Below are 23,720 nucleotides of genomic sequence, written 5' to 3'. Positions count from 1 at the left end.
GCTCGGTTAAAGCCCGGTTTACTTCGTAGCTTTCCGTTCACTACAGGTCAGGGTGACGACTGTTTAAAAATAGTTAATAACAGACTTCCGAAGTTTTGCCAAGTCAAGGACATGGTAAACTTCGGAAGCCTGGCACAGCCTAAGGCTGCTCATAAACCTCAGCTTCAATAATGCTTAATCCACCTTTTAATTTGGTTTCTGCACGTTCAACACCATCATCCAGCTTCTTGCCGTTTACCTCTACGCCAACATTCGAATTTTCTTTCTCTTTTCCGGAGCCCACTAATTGTATGGTCACTGTTTTTCCTTTCGTTGCTTTACAATTAGCTGTAAAATAACCCAAACTTGGTTTGCTATTGCCTTCGAAAACCACTTTTCCGTCAACTAAGATCTTTAATGGATAAATTTTGGTTCTGAAACCATTCAGCTTTAAGGAGACGGCTGATACGGTACCTTCTTTTGCTAAAGTATATTTGATCCATGCGGTGGCAATTTTTCCATCGTTTACCCAGTCGCTCAATTCATTATCATCGAAGCTTAAACTGGCTTTATCGTTATTCGCACCAGCTTCGGTAGCAATAATTTTGATCGATTTCCGCGAAACAGTGTATGATGGATCAAGAGGTGTTGCACCTTTGCTTAAGTTTGGCTTCAAACCATCACCTGGCAGTTGAGCGGATAATCCGTTAGCCGATTTAACAGGTAAAGTTTCAAAAGAAAGGTTTGCCGTTTGTAAGCCTTCGGCCTTTGCCGTCAGATTAATTTTTCCGGCTGTAGTTGTCGATCTGATGAGCACTCTGTTTATGCCATTTTCAACTGGCAGGTCTTTAGCCAAAATATAGTTATCAGGTCCCTGTGCCAAACCACCACGCCATTCGGCAGGGCCATTTAAGCTGAAGTTGACCATGTTTGAAGCGGTAGGACAACGGTTTCCATTCTGATCGACTACTTCAACCTGTACCAATACCACATCGGCTCCATCAGCTTTAAAACCGCTTGGATTTTTTATTGTGGTGAGTTTTAAAGCAACAGCTTGACCTGCTGTTTTTAACTGGGTTTCTGCCAGTTTTTTCCCGGCCAAAGAATAAGAGATGGCTTTGATTGTTCCTGCCTGATAATTAATGTTTTTAAAAGTGAACAGAAAACCATTACTTTTTTCACCAAAACCAAGCGATTTATTGTTTAAAATTAATTCGACCTTGTCGCCACTTGCCACCACATATACATTCTTTTTGACACCAGTTTTGTAGTTCCAGTGCCCTATTAAGTGGATGCCTGTTTTTTTAGCATCGACCCAGCCATCCCACATGACCTGGTGTGCGAAAAAAGCATCTTTAGGAATGCGCATGGCATCCACTTCGCCGCTTCTGCGGTAATTTTCTTCTCCACGGTGGTGGGTATTCGAATCGGAGAATATGATGTTTACGCCACCCGAACTTACCCGGGTTCCTGTTCCCGGGCGCTCTTCATAATATTCGTTCCAGCGGATTACATCTTCAATCGCAAACGAATCCTGGTTGCGGTTATAATCACTGGCATCGGCATCTTTATATTTAGGACCAGCGCCGTTTACGTGAAAAGGAGGGGAGAATTCATCCCAATATTTTCGCAGGGCTTCATCTCTTGAATATTCCATAGACCATACGGGTTTAGTTGCACTTTTATTGATGTACAACATTTCGCCTCCATATTCCGCTTCAGGGATATCGAGCATTTCTCTCGACCCGATGGCCCTGCCGCCGTTTGGATCATACAGATTTCTGATGTCTTTCATTTCCTGCATGTGCGCTGCACTGATCGATTCGTTTCCACATTCATAAAAAACGATACTCGGGTTGTTGCGGTTGTAAATAATGGCATCTGTCATTACTGTTTTCCGCTGATCCCAACGGGTCCCGGTTACATCTTTTTCCGAATCTCCGGCAGGCATCGCCTGGATCAAACCAACACGATCGCATGATTCGATATCCTGTTTCCAGGGCGTTATGTGCATCCAGCGCACCAAATTGGCATTGCTTTCTACCATTAATTGATTGCTATAATCGCTTAGCCATGGTGGTACCGATAAGCCAATTGCCGGCCACTCATTACTGCTGCGCTGGGCATAACCCTTCATCATCAATACCCGGTCGTTTAGGTAAACCATCCCGTTTTTAAATGCTGTTTTTCTAAAGCCGGTTTTGGTTTTAACCTCGTCGATAACACGATCTGCCGATTTTAACCTGGAGGTAACGGTGTACAGATAACCATAACCCCAACTCCAGAAATTTAAGTCGTTTACCAATGCCTGTGCTTTTAAGGTTAACGTATCGCCCGCTTTGATAAGGGTTTCTGCAGATTTAAAAGTTTTAACAATTTTCCCATCAAGGTCTTTTAATTCTACCTCGTAAACCAGTTTTTGATCTGTTGCACTTTCATTTTTGACCTGCGATTCGGAAACAATCACCGCCGATTTACCTTTAATATTAAAATCCTTCGCGTAGCAATAGTTGCCAGTGGTTTTTAAGGTCGAATAAAGCGGGAGTGTTTGGTATACCTGTCCTGTTACATGCAGGCGTACGTTTTTCGATATCCCGCCATAATTGGCATTAAAATTTTTATCGTTCCATTGATAGCCAGAATTGGTCGCCTTTTCTCTGTAGTTCCAGGCATTATCGATCCTAACTGCAATTACATTTTCTTTGTTTTGATTGATTAAAGCGCTAATGTCAAACCCGAAAGCCATTACGCCATTTTCATGCCGACCAATAAACTTTCCGTTCAGATAAAATTCACCGGCCTGCCTGATGCCTTCGAATTCGAGGAATACTTTGTTTTTTGCATTGCTTTCTGAAATGGTAAAATGCTTGCGGTACCAGGCAATACCCGTTGATAAATCTTCTATCGATTTTTTAAAGGCCTCATCTTCGTTCCAGGCATAGGGTAGGGTAATGGCTTTCCATGTTTTGTCGTCAAAATCGCTACTTTCTGCACCAGGTAAATCGCCGACATACAGTTTCCATCCAGGGTTAAAATTGTAGGTTTTTCTTTGCGTCGCGGGTTGCTGTGCCAAAGCAACAACAGGCAGTAGGGCAACCATTAAGAAAAGGTAAATGCGCTTCATTATATTTGGTTAGGGTTTTAATTGAATAGATAAGGGTTTGTCACGGTTGCAGCTGATTTCGCTATTCAGGTATTCCAATTCGGCCAGTTGAATTACACTTCTTCTCGTTGTTGCGTTGTCAACGCCTTTATTTTCAGGTGTTCGGCCTGGATGGGTAAAATAGTAAATATAAGCTTTATCTCCGTTCACCACCACATCAGCATGACCACCCATTACACCATCATCGGTTCCTTTTCCGGGTTCCTGTAAAATATTTTTAGGCTGGTGTTTCCAGCTGATGAGATCGGTTGAAGAATACAGGCCAAGGCCGTTCCAGTTGTCGACCACCATCCAATAAGTGTTTTTCCAATAAAATACTTTTGGACCTTCACAACCTTTATCGCCAATCAGTTTTTTGCCGCTATCCTCCCAATGGTACAAATCTTTACTATCGGCATAATAGATCGATTTGCCTGCCATTTCATTATTATAATACATGCGCCAGCCTTTATTATCAGGCAGTTTAAACACACAGGCATCAATACAGTGGTCGGAAGCAAGCTTTAATTTAGATTCGAATTTCCAGTTGATGAGGTTTTTGCTGGTCAGGTGAACCATGTACCTTGGATGACGCCAATCTTTAAAAACGCCGGGTACATAGGTTAAATACATGTGGTATATCCCTTTATTTTCGATTACTTCAGGCGCCCAATGGGTATAATCGGTTAACCGGTATTGAATATCGCAGGTGTCGCGGTATTTCCATATTACACCATCTTTCGATTCGGCAATGCCAATCCTTGTACCATGCACCCAGCTTACCCCATCTAAATTTTTTTCGTTCGCCCTGCGGTTGGTATAAAACATAAACCATTTTTTTTCTCCTTTATTCCAGATCACCACCGGATCGGCAGCGCCATCATAAACAGGATCACTGTACAACGGTTTGGGAACGGCTTGTCCTTTATTGCTTTTTTGGCCAAAGGCGTATATCGAAAATAACATCAAACAGGCAAGCAAGATTTTCTTCATCTCTGAATTCGTAATTAAATGGACTTCTTCTATTCCATAGCGAAATGAAACACCATTAATAAAAAGGAAATATTTGGTTAAATAGTTTAAACGAGTTTAGCGTTTAAAATTGAGAGGGCCATCCTGCTCTATCCTGTAGAAAATGGCCAGAACATAGGTAAGTGGCTTTAAATGCTTTTCAAACGTTTGAAATTATGATTTCGTGATTGATATTGAGCAGTAACAAATACAATACGAAGTAGAGGGAGGGGGTAAAGGTTGCATTATAAGTTAATTTCTCATCAGATGCTGTCATGTTGGGCCCTGTCGAAACAATCAAAAGTGTTTAAAACAAGTCCTTTCGACAAGTTCAGGATGACAAAACTATATTTATAATGCAACCTTTTTTATAGCCTAAACTGACTACCAGCCAGGGTTTTGCATCGCCTGTTTTTGATCCGCAGTTAAAGGCTCGCCACCAATTTTAAGTACATCCAAGAAACTTTGAGGGATAGGGCGCAGGTAATGTTTGCCTTCAAGCGGTTTAGCTTCCAGGTTAAATGCAGCGGTACGTGCCACTAATGTTTTGGTGCGGGCCAGGTCTTCCCATCTCATCAACTCGCCCATCAATTCTCTGGAGCGTTCATCCAAGATAAAGGCTTTGAATTTATCTGCATTCGAGCTTGCACCAACTTTATCATAAAAATCTTTGCTGGAGTTAAAAATATCAGCCTCACTATTTAAATGCATCGAAGATAATGTATTGGTGGTGGTTACCGGAATATTGTTCGATTCGAAATAAGTGTTTTTGTCTGAATAGGAAACAATTGCAGAAGTAACCGCAGGATTGGTTTTATAAGCAATTCCACCATCAACGTAAGAAGAACGGTCTTCTCCGTCTTTATAGGCAGCGCGATCGCGAACCGTATTTAGGTAAGGAATGGCCTGAGCATATTGACCTAATCGTCCGTAAGCTTCTGCGGCAATTAAATAGGTTTCGGCAAGGCGTGCCAGAATTCCGTCACGCTGTCCGAACTGTGAGGCAACAAGGTTTCTGGAACCATCCATAAATTTAGATAAGGCCACATACTGGTTCACACCGTAATTGCCATGGGCATTTAAGTAACTTTGTGGTTGGCCGGCAAAATACCTTACAAACATAGATGGTTTGCGGCGGGCCAGGTCGGTTGGTAAAGCAGGATCGGCCTTATCAACTATTGGTGTATATCGGGTATCGCCGGCATTGTTTACAATATATAAAACAGCCTCTTCGCCCAATGCAAATTTTGGTTGCCCTTCCTGGGCTGGAGTAGGTGCACTGCCTTTAACCCATTTTGGGATACTGGCTGCATTATTGGATACATAACGTGTTTTGAAGCTTTTCCAGAATCTCGAGTCATTCACACGGTCAAAAACATCCAAAGCATAATCTGTCGATCTCATGCGTTGAAATTCGCGTCCGCCTGCTATATCGCGTATCATTCCGGGAAGGGTTTGATAAATGGATGGATAATACAAATGTATTTGGTTACCATATCTTCCCTGGGTTGCGGTGTTGTTCGAAAACTGGGCAGCCAGGATAACTTCCCGGTTGGTTTCGTTTGCACCATCAACTGTGGTGAAGTTCCAAAGATCGCTATAGTTGGTGGCCAGGCTATGCTGGCCGCTGCCAATTACTAAATCAGCATATTTAATCGCATTTTGCAGATCGGCTGTTTTGGTATCGCCATTCCAGTCGTTGTTCATTTCACTTGCCCGGAACAGATAAGCCTTCGCCAGAAAGTGAGCTGCTGCCCATTTGGTAATTCTTCCTCTTTCTGCAGGAACAGTTGGGAGCAGGTTATAGGCTTGTGTAAAATCCTGAATGACCTGCTCATACACTTCTTTAGCCGAATTACGTGTAAAATCTTCTTTGATCGTTTCTAATGATTCGAGCTGTAGAGGCACACCTCCATATTGTTTAACCAGTTTAAAATAATCGAAGGCACGCATAAAATAACCTTCTCCCAGGCGGATATTTTTATTGGCCCCGGTATAATAAATAGGTACATTTTTAATCACAATATTGGCCGAATTAATATTGGTGTACATGTTGTCAAAAACAGCCTGCACATCTACATTTAGCGAATTTAAGGTTCCATCATAGGAGTTCCACATTTGCTCGGTTCTGTCGCCACCTACGGTAAACTCATCAACCCCATAATTGGTGCTGGTGTAAGCCCAGGTATAATTAAAATGGAATTTTAAACTTTGGTACATACCTATAACCAGGCCATCTAATCCTTCTGTTTTTTGAAAATCGGATGTATTGCGCGAGTTAATCACTTCTTCATCCAGGAAACTTTTTTTACAGGAAGTGGGAAACACCATTAAGCTTCCTAACAAAGCCACTCCTGATATTATATTTATAATCTTTTTCATAATCAATATTTTTACACTTTGTTAGAAACTTGCGTTAATGCCAAATACCACACCTCTGTTAAAAGTAGAACCACCCAAATCCGGATCGATCCATTTAATTTTGGAATAAATTAAACCCGGATTAACCATCTGGGCATAAACCCGTAATCTGGATAGTGTTAATTTTTTGGTGATGTTGTCGGCAAAATTATAGCCCAATGATATATTTCTAACCTTGATAAAAGAACCGTCCTGGTAGTTCATCGAACTTTTAAACTGATCGCCCGCTGCACTACCATAATTAGGTGCAGGATAATCGTTGGTTGGGTTGGTAGGTGTCCAGTAATCTAATACACGTTGTGCAAAACGGCCCTGTAATGATTCGGCGCCCGTTGCGATCAGGAAATTATATCTGGCAATAATAAAAACAGATAAATCGAAACCTTTGTAGTTAAACGTGTTGGTAATACCACCGCTCCAGCTTGGTGTATAACGGCCTAATACCTGACGGTCGCTGTTGGCATCAATTTTATGGTCGTTATTTAAATCCCTTATTTTAATGCTTCCTGGTTTAAAACTGGTTCCATTGGCATTAAATAGGGCTATTTCTTTTAAATCATCAGGTGTATCTTGCCAAATGCCATCTTTAACATAATCGTATGCTACACTGATCCCGTTTCCGATAAAGAAAAGATCGGCAACCATGTCGCCACCATTTAGTTTAACAATCTCGTCTCTGCTGGTCGAAAAATTCAGCGTAGATTCCCAGCTAAAATCTTTTGTTCGAACGTTAACCGTATTTAAAGTTAAATCGAGGCCTTTATTTTTAGTTGAGCCAATGTTATCATAAGAGGTAGGATAGCCGTTTATGATATTGATTTTTTTGAGTAAAATTAAATCGGTGGTTTTAGATTTATAAAGATCTAATGAACCGCTTATTCTTCCTTGCAGCAGGTCGAAATCGAGACCTAAATTATATTGTTGGGTTTTTTCCCAGCTTAACAATTTGTTTGGAAATGAAATTGGGTTTGCCAAAGAAGCATCTGATGCCACATAACCAATCTGTGCAGCACTGCCAAACGTATAGGTTAACGGTTGCAAAAGACCCAGTGTACTACCAATATCTACGGATGAGTTACCGGTGCTACCCATGCCAAGCCTTAGTTTCAATTGGCTTACCCATTTAATGTTTTTCATAAAATCTTCCTGATCCATGCGCCAAGCCAGGGCTGCTGATGGGAAAAAATCCCACTTATTGCCTTCCGCTAACTGCGATGCCCCATCCGAACGTAACGATGCGGTTAAGAGGTATTTACTATCAAAACTATAGTTTACCCTGGCCATGTACGATTCAAGCGTTGATTTTCTAAAATCAGTATCAAATCCATCCAGTGCGGTAATACTTCCTGCCCTTAATCCATACCAGAGTGGGGCAATCAAATTTATTTTACTTCCGGTTAGGGATGAAGATTCATCTTGAAACAGCGAAGAACTCTGCAATAAGGTTACTCCAAAACTGTGTTTGTTAATGGTTTTGTCGTAATACAATAAATGATCGAGGGTATAGGCAAACTTATTGCTCTGGTTTAACTGTGCATAATTGTTCACCGAACCCGGTATGCCTGCATCGCGGTTTACCGATTTTGCATCCTGGTATTTTCCGTTATAGAAATTAGAAAAATCAGGGCCAAAATTGATCCGGTATTTTAATCCTTTTAAAATGTTTACTTCAGCAAAAGCCGAACCTAATGCCCTTAGGGTTTTACGAAGATTAATGTTGTAATCGGCCTCGAGAATTGGATTCTGAATATTGATATCACCTCCCGGCAGGTTAATTCTATTGCCGCTCGGATCGTAAGGGATAGCCATAGGAAGCATACCCCTTGCAGCCGCATAAATATTTCCAGCACCCGAAGCACTGGCTGCAACGAAACCATAGTTTTGCAGGCTATAGGTTGTGGTGACGTTAAGTCCCATTTTAAACCATTTTACCGAATTAATTTCTACACTTAATTTACCACTATATCTTTCAAAATCCTGACCCAGCTGTGTGCCGGTTTGGTTCAGGTAGCCGAATGATCCATATGCTTTCATTTTTTCGGTACCACCACTTACACTTAATACATGATCCTGGGTAATTCCGGTTCGGGTAACCAGATCGCCCCAATCGGTAGTCGGTACCAAACTGCCATCATAAGCACCATTTGCCCAACCCTTTTCGATGTTCTCGAGTACGTAAGGGTCTCCGGCGAAAATTTCTCTGTCTTTCGCCAAAGTCGCTACAGTTGGATATTTCCTGGTATCACTGGCTGGTAATGCCCTAAATGCATCGCGGCGAAACTCGATATATTGTGCCGAATTCATCATTTCCATCCTGTCGTTTAACGTTTCGATGGTTGCCGTACCCACATAGTCCATGGTTAACCTTCCGGTTTTACCTTTTTTGGTGGTTACCAGTACAACGCCATTGGCACCTCTCGATCCATAAATGGCCGTTGCGGAGGCATCCTTTAAAATGTCGATATTTTCGATGTCGTTAGGGTTAATGGCATCGATCCCACCAGCTTGCAGCGGAATACCATCTACCACGAACAAAGGCGAGTTACTGGCTTTTAATGACCTAAGGCCACGGATTTTAATATCTCCAACCTGGCCAGGGCGTTCATTAGAGGTAATATCTACACCTGCCGCTTTGCCCTGCATGGCTTGTAAGGCATTGGTTACAGGCCTCGATCTGATTTCTTTAGCGCCAACACTTACAACGGCTCCGGTTAAATCACTTTTCTTTACCGTATTATATCCCACGACTACAACTTCTTCGAGGTCATTTGTCGAACTCTTTAATTGAATGCTAATCGTTGTTTTTCCTTCAACGGGTATTTCCTGTGTGGTGTAACCGATATACGAAACCACCAAAACCGGGTTGCTCACCGTTGATGGAATAGTAATGGAAAAAGCACCGTTGGCATCGGTAGAGGCCACCAGCGTAGTGCCCTTCAGTCGGATGCTCACACCAACTAAGGTTTCACCTTTTTCGTCAACAATCTTTCCTTTCAAGGCCACGTCTCGTTTGCTTATTGAGCTGTTTGTGGTTACCGTTGAAAGTGCTGCTTTTCGATAACTGGCAGCTGCATTTGCAGTGCTCACCACACACAGCAGGCAGCACACAGACATACCCGTAAGCAGGATTTTCTGGTGTGAAAAGCCTTTTCGTTGCTTAAGTTTTTCTGGATAAAAATTAAGATCCATAATTTTATTGGTTTTGTAAATATTTGGTTAGTTGGCCAAATAGCATATTAGATGTATGTGCTATCTGTTTTGAGGGCATATGGTTAGGCAATTAATCCATTGTTTTCTGGATGCATGACCTGGTTGTACGATGAAAAATGAGCTAGTTTTTAATGTTTTGGCTATGATTGCTTTTCTTTTGATTTGTCTTACGGCTTTAAGAAAGCCATATAGAGGTGATTTGATGCAAACGATTGCATTTTAGTGGTGTAATTTTTCTTGCTCATATAGGTATTGATTATACTTGGTTATACGAGATTAGAACTTTTATTTGGGTAATCCGTCCTGCTCTATCCTGTAGGATCGATCTGATCTGCGAAATAAAAGATAAAGAAGGATGTAAAGAGCAGTGTGTTCGGTCTGTTGAACCGGAGAAAATCGTTAAAAAACAAAGACAGGCCATCCGGCACTGCCTCTGAGTCATTAACTAAAATTAAATCAACGCTGGCGGTTTAACGCTACCCGACCTGTTTATTGAAAAGCGTTTAATCCGCTTGATAAGAATTTTTTATAATTGGCTACTTCGAAATCTGCACCCTGTGGCTGGGCCAGTAGGGTTTCCGTTTTAGGATCGAGCAGTACATAAAAAGGCTGTGAATTGGACTGGAATTTTCTGGCCTGCAGATCGCTCCATTTTTTGCCAATCGTATTGAGCTTTCTTCCCTCCGGGCTAATCACTACATCATCCGGGGCCAGTTCCGATTTATCATCCACATATAACTGGATCAGTACATAATCATCGTTGATCATTTTATATACCTCTTTGTCGGGCCAAACATTGGCTTCCATTTTTCTGCAGTTTACACAGGCACGCCCGGTAAAATCGATTAAAACAGGTTTATTTAATTTTTTTGCTGCGGCCAAACCTTCATTATAATCGAAATAGGCGTTGAGCTTTAACGGCGCATGAAATTTATCTGCGTATTTATGTGGACCGTCGTTTGTGGTTTGTTTTCCGGTTAATAAGCTGGCCGTATACAGATCGAAATCCTGTGTTTCCTGTGGTGGCAGGAATGCCGATACGCTACGTAAAGGTGCACCCCACATGCCTGGGATAAGGTATATGGTAAAAGCCAAGACTATGGTGGCCAGAAAAAGCCTCGGTACGGAGATAAATGCCAGCGGACTATCATGCGAAAACTTCAGTTTGCCCAAAAGATAGATACCCATCATCCCAAAAATGACGATCCAGAGGCTTAAGAATATTTCGCGGTCAAACCATTCCCAATGGTAGGCAAGATCTACATTGCTTAAAAATTTTAGCGCAAAGGCGAGCTCCAGAAAACCCAATACCACTTTTACACTATTTAACCAGCCGCCTGATTTGGGTAATTTGTTCATGGCCGATGGAAATAACGCAAATAAAGCAAAAGGAATAGCGAGTGCCAAAGAGAAGCCAAACATGCCTATGGCCGGGCCCAACAAAGCTCCGGTAGTTGCTGCCTGTACCAGTAAGGTGCCAATGATGGGGCCAGTACAGGAGAAAGATACCAGGGCCAATGTTCCTGCCATGAAAAATAATCCTGCAAGGCCTCCTTTATCCGAATTGGCGTCCATTTTATTCACCCAGGAAGAGGGAAGGGTAATTTCGAATGCGCCTAAAAATGAGGCCGCAAAAACAACCAGCAGTAAGAAGAAAAAGAAATTGAATATACCATTCGTAGACAAGCTGTTCAGGGCATCGGCACCAAAGATTACCGTTACCAAAAGGCCAAGCACCACATAAATGAGGATGATGAAAAAGCCATAAAGTGCTGCACGCCGAAAAGCCCTTCCTTTTTCTGATCCTTTGGTAAAGAAACTTACGGTTAAGGGCAGCATGGGGAAAATACAGGGCATTAACAGGGCGGCTAAACCGCCAACAAAACCTGCAATAAAAATTCCCCACAGGGTTTTGTGTTCTTCTTTTTGTGGAGCAATAGTTTTTTGAACAGTTGCAGGTGTACTAATGGTTGTTTTCAGATTAGAATCGACCGTTTTAACTGTGCTGTCAGCTGTTTCAGGTTTAATCTCTGTAAAAGTTAAGTCATCGGTGCTGGTGCTGTCTTGTGCATATCCACTTAAGGATATTGCACAACCTAACAGCAAGCCGAGACAGATTTTTTTTAAGGATATCATATGCGCTGCCAAACTTATTTTACAGGAATACTAAAATCTACCTGTTCTGGTGGCAAACATTGTTTGTCATCGCATACCATGAACTCGACGCTACCTTTAACCGTCGCGGTTTTGCCTTTTAACTTGACCTTTTGCTGGAATATTACCGATTTTTCGAAATAGCTTACATCCATTTTAAAGGTAGATTCGTACTTGGTAACTGCTTTTGGTTCGGTTGTGTTCCCAACTAAGCTATAAGTACCCGATGATGGAAAGGTAAAGGTTGTTTTAACCGGGCCACCATCTTTAACAAATTGCGAATAGAGGTGCCAGCCCTGGTCTACGGTAGCTTTTATAAATAGAGTGGCCGTAGTAGGGCTTGTTCTTTTTGCGGCGTAACTCCAGGTTACGGGTTTTAAAATCTGGCTGTATGCGCTGATGCTGATTAGACATATCGCACATAATAAAAAGGTGATTTTTTTCATGTTGTGGTTTATTGGTTTATTTGTTATTAATGTAATCTGCTAAAGGCCTGGTAATCGATAAAGTCGACTTCAGGTGTGAGGTATCCGGCTTTAACAGGTTCTACCTTCATTAAATCGGTACTTAAATATTTTTTATTACTGTCAGAAAAGATGGTCACTACACAGCTGTCTGCACCCATTTTTTGCTGTTGTTTGATCGCCCCGATTACATTTGCACCTGAAGATATGCCAACGGCCAGTCCCAGTTTTTCGGCGAGTTTTTGTGCCATCAGGATGGCATCGCCATCGTTTACCTGCAGCACTTCATCCAATTCGTTCAGTTTGACAATTTCGGGGATAAATTCATCCGAAATGCCCTGGATCCTGTGGCTGCCCACTTTGTAACCAGTAGTTAAGGTTGGCGATTCGGCGGGTTCTAATGGATGTATTTTAATATCTGCATTTTGTTTTCTTAAGAAATTCCCTACGCCCATAATGGTTCCTCCGGTACCTACTCCGGCAACGAATGCATCAGGTGAAAGGTTTTTCAGTCGTAACTGCTCCCAGATTTCCTTACCCGTGGTATGTTCGTGTGCTTCCGGATTGGCAATATTCTCGAACTGCTTAGGCAGGAAAATATTTGGATCGTTTGCGGCCATCTTTTCTGCAAGTTTAATGCTACCGATAAAACCACCTTCTTCTTTGCTCACCAGAATAATTTCTGCGCCTAAACTTTTAATAATGTCCATGCGCTCCTTACTTAACCAGTTTGGCATAATGATGGTAACCGGATGCCCTAAAGCCTTACCTATGGCAGCAAAAGCAATCCCGGTATTTCCACTGGTTGCCTCAACAATCCGGTCTCCAGCTTTAATTTTACCTTCGGCATAAGCTTTTTTTAAGGTGTAAAGTGCCATCCGGTCTTTAATACTACCCGTTAGGTTGTAATGTTCGCATTTAACATAAATTTTGCCCAGGCTAGCCCGATAAGTGTAGGTGAGTTCGAGCATAGGGGTATTACCAACCAGAAGTGATAAATGTTCAAATTTTCCTTCCATAGCAGAAGTCATTTTATTTCTTGTTAATGTGGTCATGGCTGTTGATTAGATCGGATAGCAATGCTTATTTTGATCGTTTTTTTATTTCGGTAAAACTCAGTATTATAATTTTTTATGTCAATACATGTTGTTTTTTACAGAAAATTTCTGCTTTTTTGATCATTATTTCATTTTTATTTCAGTTTGAGCTGATTTTTTTAACATCCATTATATCTTTTTTCAATTTATTCACCTAGATGACACACGGAGATTTAGACCAGGTTGATGTAGAAATATTAAAATTGCTGCAACATGATGCCGCTTTAACCAATAAAGAAGTATCATTGAAGCTGCATAAATCTATCGCTACCATTCACGAACGCATCAGAAGATTAAAGGAGCAGGGCTACATTAAAAGAATTGTAGCGATTCTTGACCGGAAAAAAATCAACAGAAATCTGATTGCCTTTTCGCATGTATTACTGAAAGAGCATACCGCTAAAACCCTGATCGAATTTGAAACTGAAGTTTCTAAGTTTGGTGAGGTAATGGAATGTTTGCAGATGACCGGCGCACATGATTTCATTCTTCGTATTGCCACAAAAGATATGGATGATTACCATGAATTCTTACGGAACAAATTGGCAACACTGCCCAATATTACCACCGTTCAAAGTTATTTTGTCCTCTCAGAGCCTAAAAGCGAAACGGCTTATCCTTTGTAGGGTTGGTTTTTGATTCATTGGTCATTAGTTCATTGGTTCATTAGTCATTAGTTAGGGGTTAATCGGTTAATTGTGTAAATCGGTTAACTGGTTATGGTCTCATAGACTCCCGACTCCCGACTCCGGACTTCGGACTCCCGACTAATCCCAATAATTCTTACCTTTATTTCCAGCCATGGATCCCAAAGAAATACTGAAAGCGCATATTTCAAAAACCGCTACATTAACCGACGAGCAGTTCGACTATTTGTTTTCCCATTTCACGCTGCGGTCTTTTAAAAAAGGGCAGGCCATCATTAGCGAGGGAGATAAGGTAGATCACGAATATTTTGTGGTTTCGGGTTGTTTGAAAGCATTTTTTATCAACGATGAAATCAAGATGTATATCCTGCAGTTTGCCATGCCTACCTGGTGGACTTCAGATTATGGCGCCCTGTATAATCATACCCGTGCAACCATCAGCGTAGATTGTATTAGCGATGCGGAGGTATTATGCCTATCTAACGATAACCGCGAAAAAGTCTGTAGCGAAATCCATCAGGCTGAACATTTTTTCCGCTGGAGAACAAACAGGGGTTATCTGGCTTCGCAAAAAAGGCTGTTATCTTTTATGAATAACGATACCAAAGCCCGTTACGAAGAACTTCTCACCATGTATCCTCAACTCTATAATCTCGTACCCAAACATTTAATTGCAGCGTATTTAGGTGTCTCTAGAGAGACCCTGAGCAGGCTTTACAACGCACACAAATAAGGCTTGCAGAATGTGATGTAGATCACCTAAGTCCCGTAAATTTCCTCCTTTACTTTGTGTTGTCAAATCACTAACGATTGATAAACAAAGAAATGGAAACTACAAAATTTGAAATTGTAAGCGCTCAAAGCAGCATCAACTGGACCGGTAAAAAAGTAACCGGAGCACATAATGGAACTATAGCCATTAAATCGGGTGCACTAACTTTAAACGATGGTAAACTCAGCAATGGGAACTTTATCATCGATACCACTTCCATCGTCATATTAGATGTGACCGACCCTGCCACCAACGCACAGTTCGCCGGACATTTATTCTCTGAAGATTTTTTTGCCACTGATCAATTCCCGGAAGCCACATTTATGATCACAGCCGTTGATCAAACCAATGAAGATAATACGGTAATTACCGGCGATTTAACCATTAAAGGCATTACGCATGCAGTAATTTTTGCAGCAGATGTTGTTACTAATGGAAATACGTTAACCGCTTCTGGTAAAATCTTTATTGATCGTACGAAGTACAACATGAAATTCAGATCAGGTAACTTTTTCACCAACCTTGGCGATAACCTGATCTATAATGAATTTGAGCTCGACGTAAAATTAACCGCATCATTAACTATTTAATCGAACAGCCATGCCATACGTAAAAATAGAAGTAACCCGCGAAGGCGTTACACGCGAACAAAAACAGACTTTAATTAGTGGGATCACCAAACTGATTAGTGAGGTATTGGATAAAGATCCAAAACTTACGCATATCGTAATTCAAGAAATCGAACTGGATGATTGGGGCTATGCAGGCGAACAGGTATCGGTGTTACGCGAAAAAGGGATAACAGCAAACAGGAAATAATCAACATCATGAAAACACTAACCATCATCATAACAGGTGCATCAACAGGTATTGGTCGTGCCATTGCAGCTTTATTTTTAAAACAAGGACACAATGTGGTAATTAATTCGGCTAATGAAAGCAATTTAATTAAGGCTTTCAACGAATTAGGGTCGCAGCATCAATTGGCCATGGTAGCTGGCGATATCAGTAAAGCTACTACTGGTCAACTATTGGTAGAAACTGCGGTAGCGCGTTTTGGTACTGTAGATGTGCTGGTAAACAATGCCGGTATTTTTGAACCAAAAGCATTTCTGGAAGTAGACGAAGCGCATTTAGATAGCTTTTTGAATATCAATTTGAAGGGCACTTTCTTTACCAGCCAAGCCGCTATAGCCCAAATGTTAAAACAGGATGGGGGCTCCATCATTAACATCGGAACTGTATTGGTAGATCATGCCATTGGAGGCTTTCCGGCAACAGCACCGATTTCGAGTAAAGGGGGCATCCATGCTTTGACCAAACAACTGGCTGCCGAATTTGGTAAAAATAATATCCGCGTAAATGGCATCGCACCAGGCATTATCAGAAGCCCGTTACAGGAGAAAAATGGCATTAGTAATGCCGATGACCTTGCTGGTTTACATTTGCTGAACCGCATTGGCGAAACGCAGGATGTTGCTCAGCTCGCCCTGTACCTGGCAGAAAGTAATTTCGTAACCGGCGAAATCATCAATCTGGATGGAGGTCATCTAGCGGGCCATCATATGGGTTAAGAATAAAATTTAAAGCAATAACCAGGTATGCAAAGGAAAAGAATCAGCCCGAGCATACCTTAACAATTAAAATCATGAACAATTACACCGAAAACGCAAATGCAATAGCAGAGGTACTGTCATCTTATTTTAAGGGAGTTTTTAATGGAGATACCGCACTGCTCAGGAAAATATTTCACCCGCAGTCTATATTGGCTGGTGATGTAAATGGCCTTCCATATTTTAAAACGCTTGATGAATATTTAGAAGGGGTTGCTAGCCGTAAAAGTCCGCAGGAGCTTAATGAAACATTCCGTATGGAAATATTGTCGATAGAAATTATCAATTCTATTGCAATTGCCAAAGTTCATCTGCCTATTTTTGATTTTAATTATTACGATCTTTTATCATTAAATCTAACTGATCGGGGATGGGTGATTGTGAATAAATTATTAACCAACGTAAAAATTTATTAGGATGTGGAATAGAACTAAAATAACCGAACTTTTAAAGATCGAATATCCCATTTTATTGGGTCCAATGGGCGGTGGATTTTCGACCCCCGAGCTTTTAGCGGCTGTATCAAACGCTGGTGGTTTGGGCAGCCTCGGCGCTTATACCTTAAGTCCTGAAGAAATTATCGAAAGTGATCAGCTCATCAAAACAAAAACAGATAAACCATACAACATTAACTTATGGGTAAATGATGTCGATGAACGTTTGCTTAGTTATCCATCAGAAAAAATAGAAAAAGTTAAAAGATTATTTAAACCTTTTTTTGATGAATTGGGCATCCCGATGCCTGATCTGGATACCTATATCCCTTCGAAATTTTTGAGACAGGTAGAAACCGTTTTTGAGCTGAAACCTGCTGTATTTAGTTTTATTTTCGGCATACCTTCAAAAGAAATATTAAACGAAGCGCGAAAATTAGGCATTAAAACAGTTGGTGCGGCAACCACATTAGATGAGGCTTTGGCATTGGAAGAAGCCCAAGTTGATGCCATTGTAGCAACGGGATTTGAAGCAGGCGGACATCGTCCTTCATTTCTTAAACCAGCTGATGAATCATTAACAGGAACTTTTTCATTAATCCAGCAGGTAAAGGCGAAAACAAAAACACCTATAATTGCTGCAGGCGGTATTGCTGATAGTAAGGGGATGCGTGCAGCACTAAACCTTGGTGCAGATGCGGTTCAAATTGGTACCGCCTTTTTAGTAACCGACGAATCTAATGCCACGCCCATGCACAAGGCAAAACTTTTTTCGGAAGAATCAAAAAACACAGTACTTTCTAAATCATTAACCGGGAGAATGGGCCGGATGATTGCTAACCGGATATCCACCGCCATTAACTATGAAACTGAGGTATTGCCCTTTCCCTTGCAAACGCGGTTAATGGGGCCGTTAAGAGCCGCTTCTATTGAACAGGGAAAAAAAGATATGTACAATTTCTGGTCGGGACAAAACGCGGTAAACTTAAAATATACTTCTGCAAGAGAATTAATGGGAGCGTTGATTAGGGAGATGGGGTAGTTCGTTAGTCATTGGTTCATTTGTTCATTGGTCATTGGTTCATTAGTTTATTGGTCATTGGTTCATTAGTTCATTGGGCATTGGTCATTAGTTCATTGGAAACTGAGAACTATAAACTGAGAACTGCAAACTGATAACTGCAAACTGATAACTGTTTCTTCCCTCATTTCCTTATTTTGTCTCTTCAGTAAGGCAACTTTTATGCTACATTGCGAAAAATATGTAAATTGAGCCGTTATTTTTTTGCTTAGTTTTGCAAAGATATTCCTTATCCCTAATGAAACCTGATAATTTTCAACTATGGCCTGATAGTTTGCTTGTTAGCGATATGCAAAGCAATGACCGGTCTGCGTTCGAAAAAATCTACAACAGGTACTGGAGCAAGTTATATTTATCAGCCTATCATATTTTGCGCAATAAAGAGGCCTCTGAAGATATTATACAAGAAATATTTGTGAGCCTTTGGTTAAAACGTGCACATACTTCAGTCGATAACCTGAATAATTATCTGTTTACTTCAGTTCGTTTTCAGGTATTTAAGGCCATCAGAGACGGGAAATTACGCACCGATTTACTTCATGATACCGAACTTCTGGTAAGTCCGCACAATGCTGAAAATACCTTTGCCGAAAAAGAAATTGCACAACGCTTAGATGAGAGTATTGAGCAGTTACCGCAGAAATGTAAAGAAATTTTTATCCTGAGCAGAAAAGAACACCTTAGTGTAAAAGAAATTGCCGACCGCTTAAACATTTCACCAAAAACGGTAGAAAACCAGATTACCATTGCATTACGCCGCCTGCGCACCGATATGGGCGAATTCTTATTTTGGGCCATCCTCTTACTGGCCGGCATTTGGGGGAAATAAGTCAACACTCAGCTTATAGTCGAAATAATTTCAATCCAATTGTTTACCATTACTTAACTTTGTTTAATTTTAATTTGCTGTTATATAGCTTGTTATCTAAAATGTGAAATTTCTTTTGGGGGATGTTACCCGTTTTAGGTACATACACCAAACCAGAAACGATTGAAAAAAGCAGAATTAATAAGATTAACAGAAAAATATGTAGCCGGTACAGCCAGTGAGGAAGAACGTCTGAAGTTAGAATCCTGGTACAATAATCAATTGGACCTAAAAAGTTTGACTGGTGAGAAACAGATTGATGAAGAGGAGCAGACTGAAGTGGGCGAAAAGATTTTTAATAAAATTAATCAACAGATAGATCAGCAAGAGATAAAACGTCCTAACCGGTATTTTTATCGCTTAGCTGTTGCCGCATCATTCATTGCCGTTTTAGGATTTGGCTGGTTTCTTTTGAGTGAACGTAATAATGTTAAAAAAATAAATACATCAGCCAGCTTAATCAAACCTGGAGGTAACAAAGCCTTTTTAACACTTGCTGATGGAACTAAAATCAATTTAGATCAGGCGGTAAACGGTACAATAGCTAAACAGGAGGGGATCCAAATTACCAAAACAGCCGACGGTCAATTAATTTATACCATTTTAGAAAATAAATCAGGCTCAGCTAAACCGGGTTTTAACACCATCAGCACACCGGCTGGCGGCCAGTATCAGGTTACCCTTCCCGATGGAACTAAAGTTTGGTTAAATGCGCTGTCATCATTAAAATATCCGACCACATTTTTGGGTAAGTACAGAATGGTAGAGCTTAGCGGCGAAGGCTATTTTGAAGTAGCTAAAAATAAAAACAAGCCTTTTAAACTTAAAACAGCAAAACAAGAAATAAGTGTATTGGGTACACACTTTAATGTAAGTGCCTATGCAGACGATGCAGAAGTTAAAACAACCCTGGTAGAAGGTGGTGTAGCGGTTAAAAACTTTAGTCCACTGGCTACAGGTTTATTAAAACCAGGACAGCAGGCCGTTTTTGAAAAGACGGGTTTCAAGGTGAGCAATGTGGATGTAGAAGAATATATCGCCTGGAAAAATGGCTTTTTCATGTTCAATAACGAAGACATTAAAGCAGCAATGCAAAAACTGGCCAGGTGGTACGATGTTGATATTGAGTACGTTGGCGATTTTGATGGAATTTATTTCGGAGGATCGTTTTCTAAACACAATAACCTGCAGGAAACCTTGAAAATATTAGAATCAACAGATAAGTTTAAATTTAAAATAGAAGGAAGGAGGATTAAAATTTTAAAGTAAATATTAAGTTTTAATCTGAAAAACGGATTTCGAGTGCAATCGAAACCCGTTTAAAGCTTTAGATTAAAAAATTGTTCCAACAATAACCAAATAGTTAAAACATTGTAAATGTAATAGCAACTGCTATAAGCATTTAACTTAACCTAAAACCTAACAAATGTATGAAAATTTACGATTTTAATTTATACGGTAAAAGCTGTATAAAGAATAAAATTCTGTTATCTATGAAGCTAACCATATTATTGCTTTTTGTAGCCTTTTTACACGTTAATGCGGGCAGTTTTGCGCAAAAGAACATTACGCTTAACGAAAAAAACGCGTCATTACAAAAAGTGCTTAAAGCAATAAAAAATCAAAGTGGCTATTATGTGTTTTTTATCCAGAGCGACTTAAAAAAAGCAAACACGGTAAGCATTGATGTAAAAGATATGCCCCTGGCTGAAGTCTTAAACCAATGTTTTAAAAATCAGCCTTTAACTTATTCTATACAGGCCAATACCATTGTAATTAAAGAGCGCCCATTAAACATTGCGCCGAGCTTTAATCTAGAACAAAGTACACCTGTGTATAAGGTAATAGATGTAATCGGAACTATTTTAGATGAAATAGGCAAAGGCATACCTGGCGCCAGCATTAAAGTGAAAGGCAAAGAACAGGGCACAATGAGTGATGAAGCCGGAAACTTTAAATTGACAGGGGTAGCAGATGATGCCACTTTGGTTATTTCTTATTTAGGTTACCAAACCAAAGAGGTAAAAGCTTCGGCAACGGTAAAAGTAACGATGGTGCCTCAAGCCAATGAATTAACTGATGTCGTGGTAGTGGCCTATGGTACACAGAAAAAGGTTAATCTATCAGGTGCGGTTAATACCGTAAACACCAAAACGCTTGTTAACAGACCGGTAACTTCTTTAACCAATGCTTTGCAAGGTGTTGTGCCAGGTGTGGCCATTAAATCAGCTCCCGGCGATTTGGGGAACGACTTAGGTAGCATCAATGTAAGGGGACGTGCGAATTTAGGTTCATCATCTCCTTTATTTGTAGTTGATGGTGTGGTTGTTACTCAAGGTGATTTTGCCCGTATCAACCCTAATGATGTGGCAGGAATTTCGGTGTTAAAAGATGCTTCTGCATCTTCAATATACGGAGCAAGGGCTGCAAATGGTGTAATTTTGGTGACCACTAAAAAAGGAAATGGTACACCAACGATTAGTTATAATGCTTACTATGGCAGACAATCGGCCACTTATTTGCCAGATTATACCGATGCTTATAATTATGCCATTTTGCGTAACGAAGCAGAAACCAATTTAGGTCGAACACCGCTGTACGATGCAGCAGCTTTACAAGCTATACAAAGCCAATCCAATCCAGATCTTTATCCCAATACCGATTGGTATGCCTTAATTTTACGTAAAAGTGCACCGATGATGGAACATCAGATCAGTGTATCTGGAGGTGATAAAACCAAGTATTATTTAAGTGGTACCTATTTTGGCCAAAACTCTTTAATCCCAGGGAAAGATTTAAAACGCTACTCATTAAGAGCCAATACGGAAACCCAAATTAGTGATAAATTTAAGATTGGAAGTAATTTGTCATTTATCAGAGATGGTTATAATAATGATAATTTAGAAATAGGTTTTACTGGTGTTGGCAGATCTATTCCGCTATCTGTAGCCAAACAAAGTAATGGTGAGTGGGGCAGTGTAACTGCGGGGAAAGAAAATGCGACCATAGCTGGCCAAAATCCGTTACGTTTATTACAAGATGGTGGTAGAACCAACTACAACACCAATCGTTTTATCGGTAATTTAAATGGAACTTACACGCCTGTTAAAGGTTTAGATATCTCGGGTTTGTTTTCTTATAACACCTATAATTATTTCAACAGTTCTTTTATCAATACCATAGATCCAGTTACAGGATTCATTACCAAAAAACCTTTGGGTAGCACAGCTGTATTAACCAATCAGTTAACTGAAAGATGGGAAAATACCTCCAGTTTATTATCCCAGGCTACTGCCAGTTATGAAAAAAATATAGACAAACATTATTTTAAAGTTTTGACTGGTGCTTCTTACGAAAAAGCACAGAATAGAAACATAAATGTAGTACGAAAAGGTTTTCCGAATAATGATTTAAGTGCTATTGATGCCGGTTCTACGCTTCCGGCAAACACAACAGCAAGTGGAAACTCAGGAGAAAGCGCATTGGCATCTGTTTTTGCACGTTTAAATTATGCATATGCTGATAAATATTTGTTTGAAGCGAGTGCGAGAAACGATGCTTCATCAAGATTTGCACCTGGCCACCGTGCGGCTTGGTATCCATCAGCGTCAGTAGCCTGGCGGATATCGCAGGAAGATTTTATGAAAAATCTTACTGCTGTTAATGAATTAAAAATACGTTTATCGGCAGGTAAATTGGGTAACATTAACAACGTAGGTAATTATGATTTTTATGATGGCTTAAATGCTGCTACTACAGTAATCTTGGATCAATCGAAACAAGATGGGGTAGCACCGGGTAAACTGGCAAACCCGTTATTGAGCTGGGAAAAGCTAACTACCTATAATGCCGGTTTAGATGCAACCTTATTTAAATCGTTAACCTTGCAGCTCGATGTATTTAGCCGCATTACTAAAGATATATTATTACCAGATCCAAATATTCCGGCTGAAGCGGGTTTAGACGATACCGGAACCGAAAAACAATCCCCATCGGTAAATTTAGGCGAAGTTAAAAATAACGGGTTTGAGCTTTCGTTAAATTACAACGGAAAAATAAATGATTTTGGCTATTCGATAGGTGGTAACGTGAGTAAAATATGGAATAAAGTAACCGATTTAGGGGGTGCAAACGAAACTGCTCCAAATGGTTATTATATTAACCGCATTGGCCAACCGGTAGGTTCATTTTATATGTGGGAGGCTGAAAGTTTATTTGTTAACCAGGCCGATATCAATAGTCACGCTAAACAAGCCAATAACCCAAAACCTGGTGATATCCGATATAAAGACCAGGATGGTAACGGCGTAATAGATGGTAACGATAGGGTAATTAATGGTAATGATGTGCCTTACTTTACCTATGGTTTAAATCTATCTGCCAATTATAAAGGTTTCGATTTCAATATCTTAACCCAGGGCGTAAGCAATGTAAAAGTTTATTTGGAAGCTGAAGCTTCTCAAGCCTTTTTTAATGGCGCAGGTGTTAAAAATTACGTTTTAGACAGATGGACAGTAAGTAACCCTGATCCAAATGCAGCATATCCAAGGGTAACCAACGATACCCAGAACTTTGGCTTGTCTAGCTTCTGGTTATTCGATGCTTCGTACTTTAGGGTAAAGGCAATTACTTTAGGTTATACCATTCCTCAAAACATACTGGATAAAGCCAAAATTAAAGGATTAAGAATTTATGCATCGAGTAATAATCCTTTTACCATCCGTGGTGATAAAAGGTTGAAAGATTTTGATCCTGAAGCGCCTTCACAAAGATCAGCATATCCGTCTTTAAAAACATTCTCTGTTGGCTTAAATTTAACTCTATAAA

The 23,720-nt window shown here is 40.3% G+C and carries 17 protein-coding genes; 10 read left to right on the top strand and 7 right to left on the bottom strand.

Annotated elements, in window-relative coordinates; all coding sequences use genetic code 11:
* Nucleotides 1-139: 139 nt before the first annotated feature.
* The 7 genes from AC04QZ_RS07650 to AC04QZ_RS07620 form a co-directional block, all read right to left on the bottom strand.
* Nucleotides 140-3,103: a DUF4982 domain-containing protein gene (locus AC04QZ_RS07650; protein ID WP_478357264.1), complete on the bottom strand. Its 2,964-nt coding sequence runs from the start codon at nucleotides 3,101-3,103 to the stop codon at nucleotides 140-142.
* A 9-nt stretch (nucleotides 3,104-3,112) separates the two neighbouring features.
* The gene (locus tag AC04QZ_RS07645) at nucleotides 3,113-4,114 is read right to left on the bottom strand and encodes a family 43 glycosylhydrolase (RefSeq protein WP_478357263.1); all 1,002 of its coding nucleotides are present in this window, start codon (nucleotides 4,112-4,114) and stop codon (nucleotides 3,113-3,115) included.
* Nucleotides 4,115-4,516: 402 nt separating this feature from the next.
* On the bottom strand, nucleotides 4,517-6,514 hold the full coding sequence (locus AC04QZ_RS07640) for a RagB/SusD family nutrient uptake outer membrane protein (RefSeq protein ID WP_478357262.1): 1,998 nt from the start codon (nucleotides 6,512-6,514) through the stop codon (nucleotides 4,517-4,519).
* Nucleotides 6,515-6,535: 21 nt separating this feature from the next.
* Nucleotides 6,536-9,742, bottom strand: coding sequence for a SusC/RagA family TonB-linked outer membrane protein (locus tag AC04QZ_RS07635; RefSeq protein WP_478357261.1), 3,207 nt, complete (start codon nucleotides 9,740-9,742; stop codon nucleotides 6,536-6,538).
* A 510-nt stretch (nucleotides 9,743-10,252) separates the two neighbouring features.
* Nucleotides 10,253-11,899: a protein-disulfide reductase DsbD family protein gene (locus tag AC04QZ_RS07630; protein ID WP_478357259.1), complete on the bottom strand. Its 1,647-nt coding sequence runs from the start codon at nucleotides 11,897-11,899 to the stop codon at nucleotides 10,253-10,255.
* A 14-nt stretch (nucleotides 11,900-11,913) separates the two neighbouring features.
* Entirely contained in the window at nucleotides 11,914-12,363 is a 450-nt protein-coding gene (locus AC04QZ_RS07625; protein ID WP_478357258.1) for a protein-disulfide reductase DsbD domain-containing protein, read from the bottom strand.
* A 26-nt stretch (nucleotides 12,364-12,389) separates the two neighbouring features.
* Entirely contained in the window at nucleotides 12,390-13,436 is a 1,047-nt protein-coding gene (locus AC04QZ_RS07620; protein WP_478357256.1) for a PLP-dependent cysteine synthase family protein, read from the bottom strand.
* A 200-nt stretch (nucleotides 13,437-13,636) separates the two neighbouring features.
* Between AC04QZ_RS07620 and AC04QZ_RS07615 the strand changes: the two genes are divergently transcribed.
* The 10 genes from AC04QZ_RS07615 (at nucleotide 13,637) to AC04QZ_RS07570 (ending at nucleotide 23,719) form a co-directional block, all read left to right on the top strand.
* The gene (locus AC04QZ_RS07615) at nucleotides 13,637-14,104 is read left to right on the top strand and encodes an Lrp/AsnC family transcriptional regulator (RefSeq protein WP_086547207.1); all 468 of its coding nucleotides are present in this window, start codon (nucleotides 13,637-13,639) and stop codon (nucleotides 14,102-14,104) included.
* Nucleotides 14,105-14,279: 175 nt separating this feature from the next.
* Nucleotides 14,280-14,858, top strand: coding sequence for a Crp/Fnr family transcriptional regulator (locus tag AC04QZ_RS07610; RefSeq protein ID WP_086547206.1), 579 nt, complete (start codon nucleotides 14,280-14,282; stop codon nucleotides 14,856-14,858).
* Between the two features lie 92 nt (nucleotides 14,859-14,950).
* Complete coding sequence (locus tag AC04QZ_RS07605) at nucleotides 14,951-15,487, top strand: YceI family protein (RefSeq protein WP_478357255.1); 537 nt, start codon at nucleotides 14,951-14,953, stop codon at nucleotides 15,485-15,487.
* A gap of 10 nt (nucleotides 15,488-15,497) precedes the next feature.
* Nucleotides 15,498-15,716, top strand: coding sequence for a tautomerase family protein (locus AC04QZ_RS07600; protein WP_478357254.1), 219 nt, complete (start codon nucleotides 15,498-15,500; stop codon nucleotides 15,714-15,716).
* Nucleotides 15,717-15,724: 8 nt separating this feature from the next.
* On the top strand, nucleotides 15,725-16,471 hold the full coding sequence (locus AC04QZ_RS07595; RefSeq protein ID WP_478357253.1) for an SDR family NAD(P)-dependent oxidoreductase: 747 nt from the start codon (nucleotides 15,725-15,727) through the stop codon (nucleotides 16,469-16,471).
* 74 nt (nucleotides 16,472-16,545) lie between these two features.
* The gene (locus AC04QZ_RS07590; RefSeq protein WP_086547202.1) at nucleotides 16,546-16,926 is read left to right on the top strand and encodes a nuclear transport factor 2 family protein; all 381 of its coding nucleotides are present in this window, start codon (nucleotides 16,546-16,548) and stop codon (nucleotides 16,924-16,926) included.
* Nucleotide 16,927: 1 nt separating this feature from the next.
* Nucleotides 16,928-17,986, top strand: a complete 1,059-nt coding sequence (locus AC04QZ_RS07585) for an NAD(P)H-dependent flavin oxidoreductase (protein WP_478357252.1) — start codon at nucleotides 16,928-16,930, stop codon at nucleotides 17,984-17,986.
* Between the two features lie 277 nt (nucleotides 17,987-18,263).
* The gene (locus tag AC04QZ_RS07580) at nucleotides 18,264-18,854 is read left to right on the top strand and encodes an RNA polymerase sigma factor (RefSeq protein WP_086547200.1); all 591 of its coding nucleotides are present in this window, start codon (nucleotides 18,264-18,266) and stop codon (nucleotides 18,852-18,854) included.
* 162 nt (nucleotides 18,855-19,016) lie between these two features.
* Nucleotides 19,017-20,162, top strand: coding sequence for a FecR family protein (locus AC04QZ_RS07575; protein WP_478357251.1), 1,146 nt, complete (start codon nucleotides 19,017-19,019; stop codon nucleotides 20,160-20,162).
* A gap of 224 nt (nucleotides 20,163-20,386) precedes the next feature.
* Entirely contained in the window at nucleotides 20,387-23,719 is a 3,333-nt protein-coding gene (locus AC04QZ_RS07570; RefSeq protein WP_478357250.1) for a TonB-dependent receptor, read from the top strand.
* The last annotated feature ends 1 nt before the right edge of the window (nucleotide 23,720 follow it).

This window comes from Pedobacter folensis (assembly GCF_056490665.1).
The sequence above is the reverse complement of the archived record's forward strand: the minus strand, read 5'-3'. Positions and strand labels throughout refer to the sequence as shown.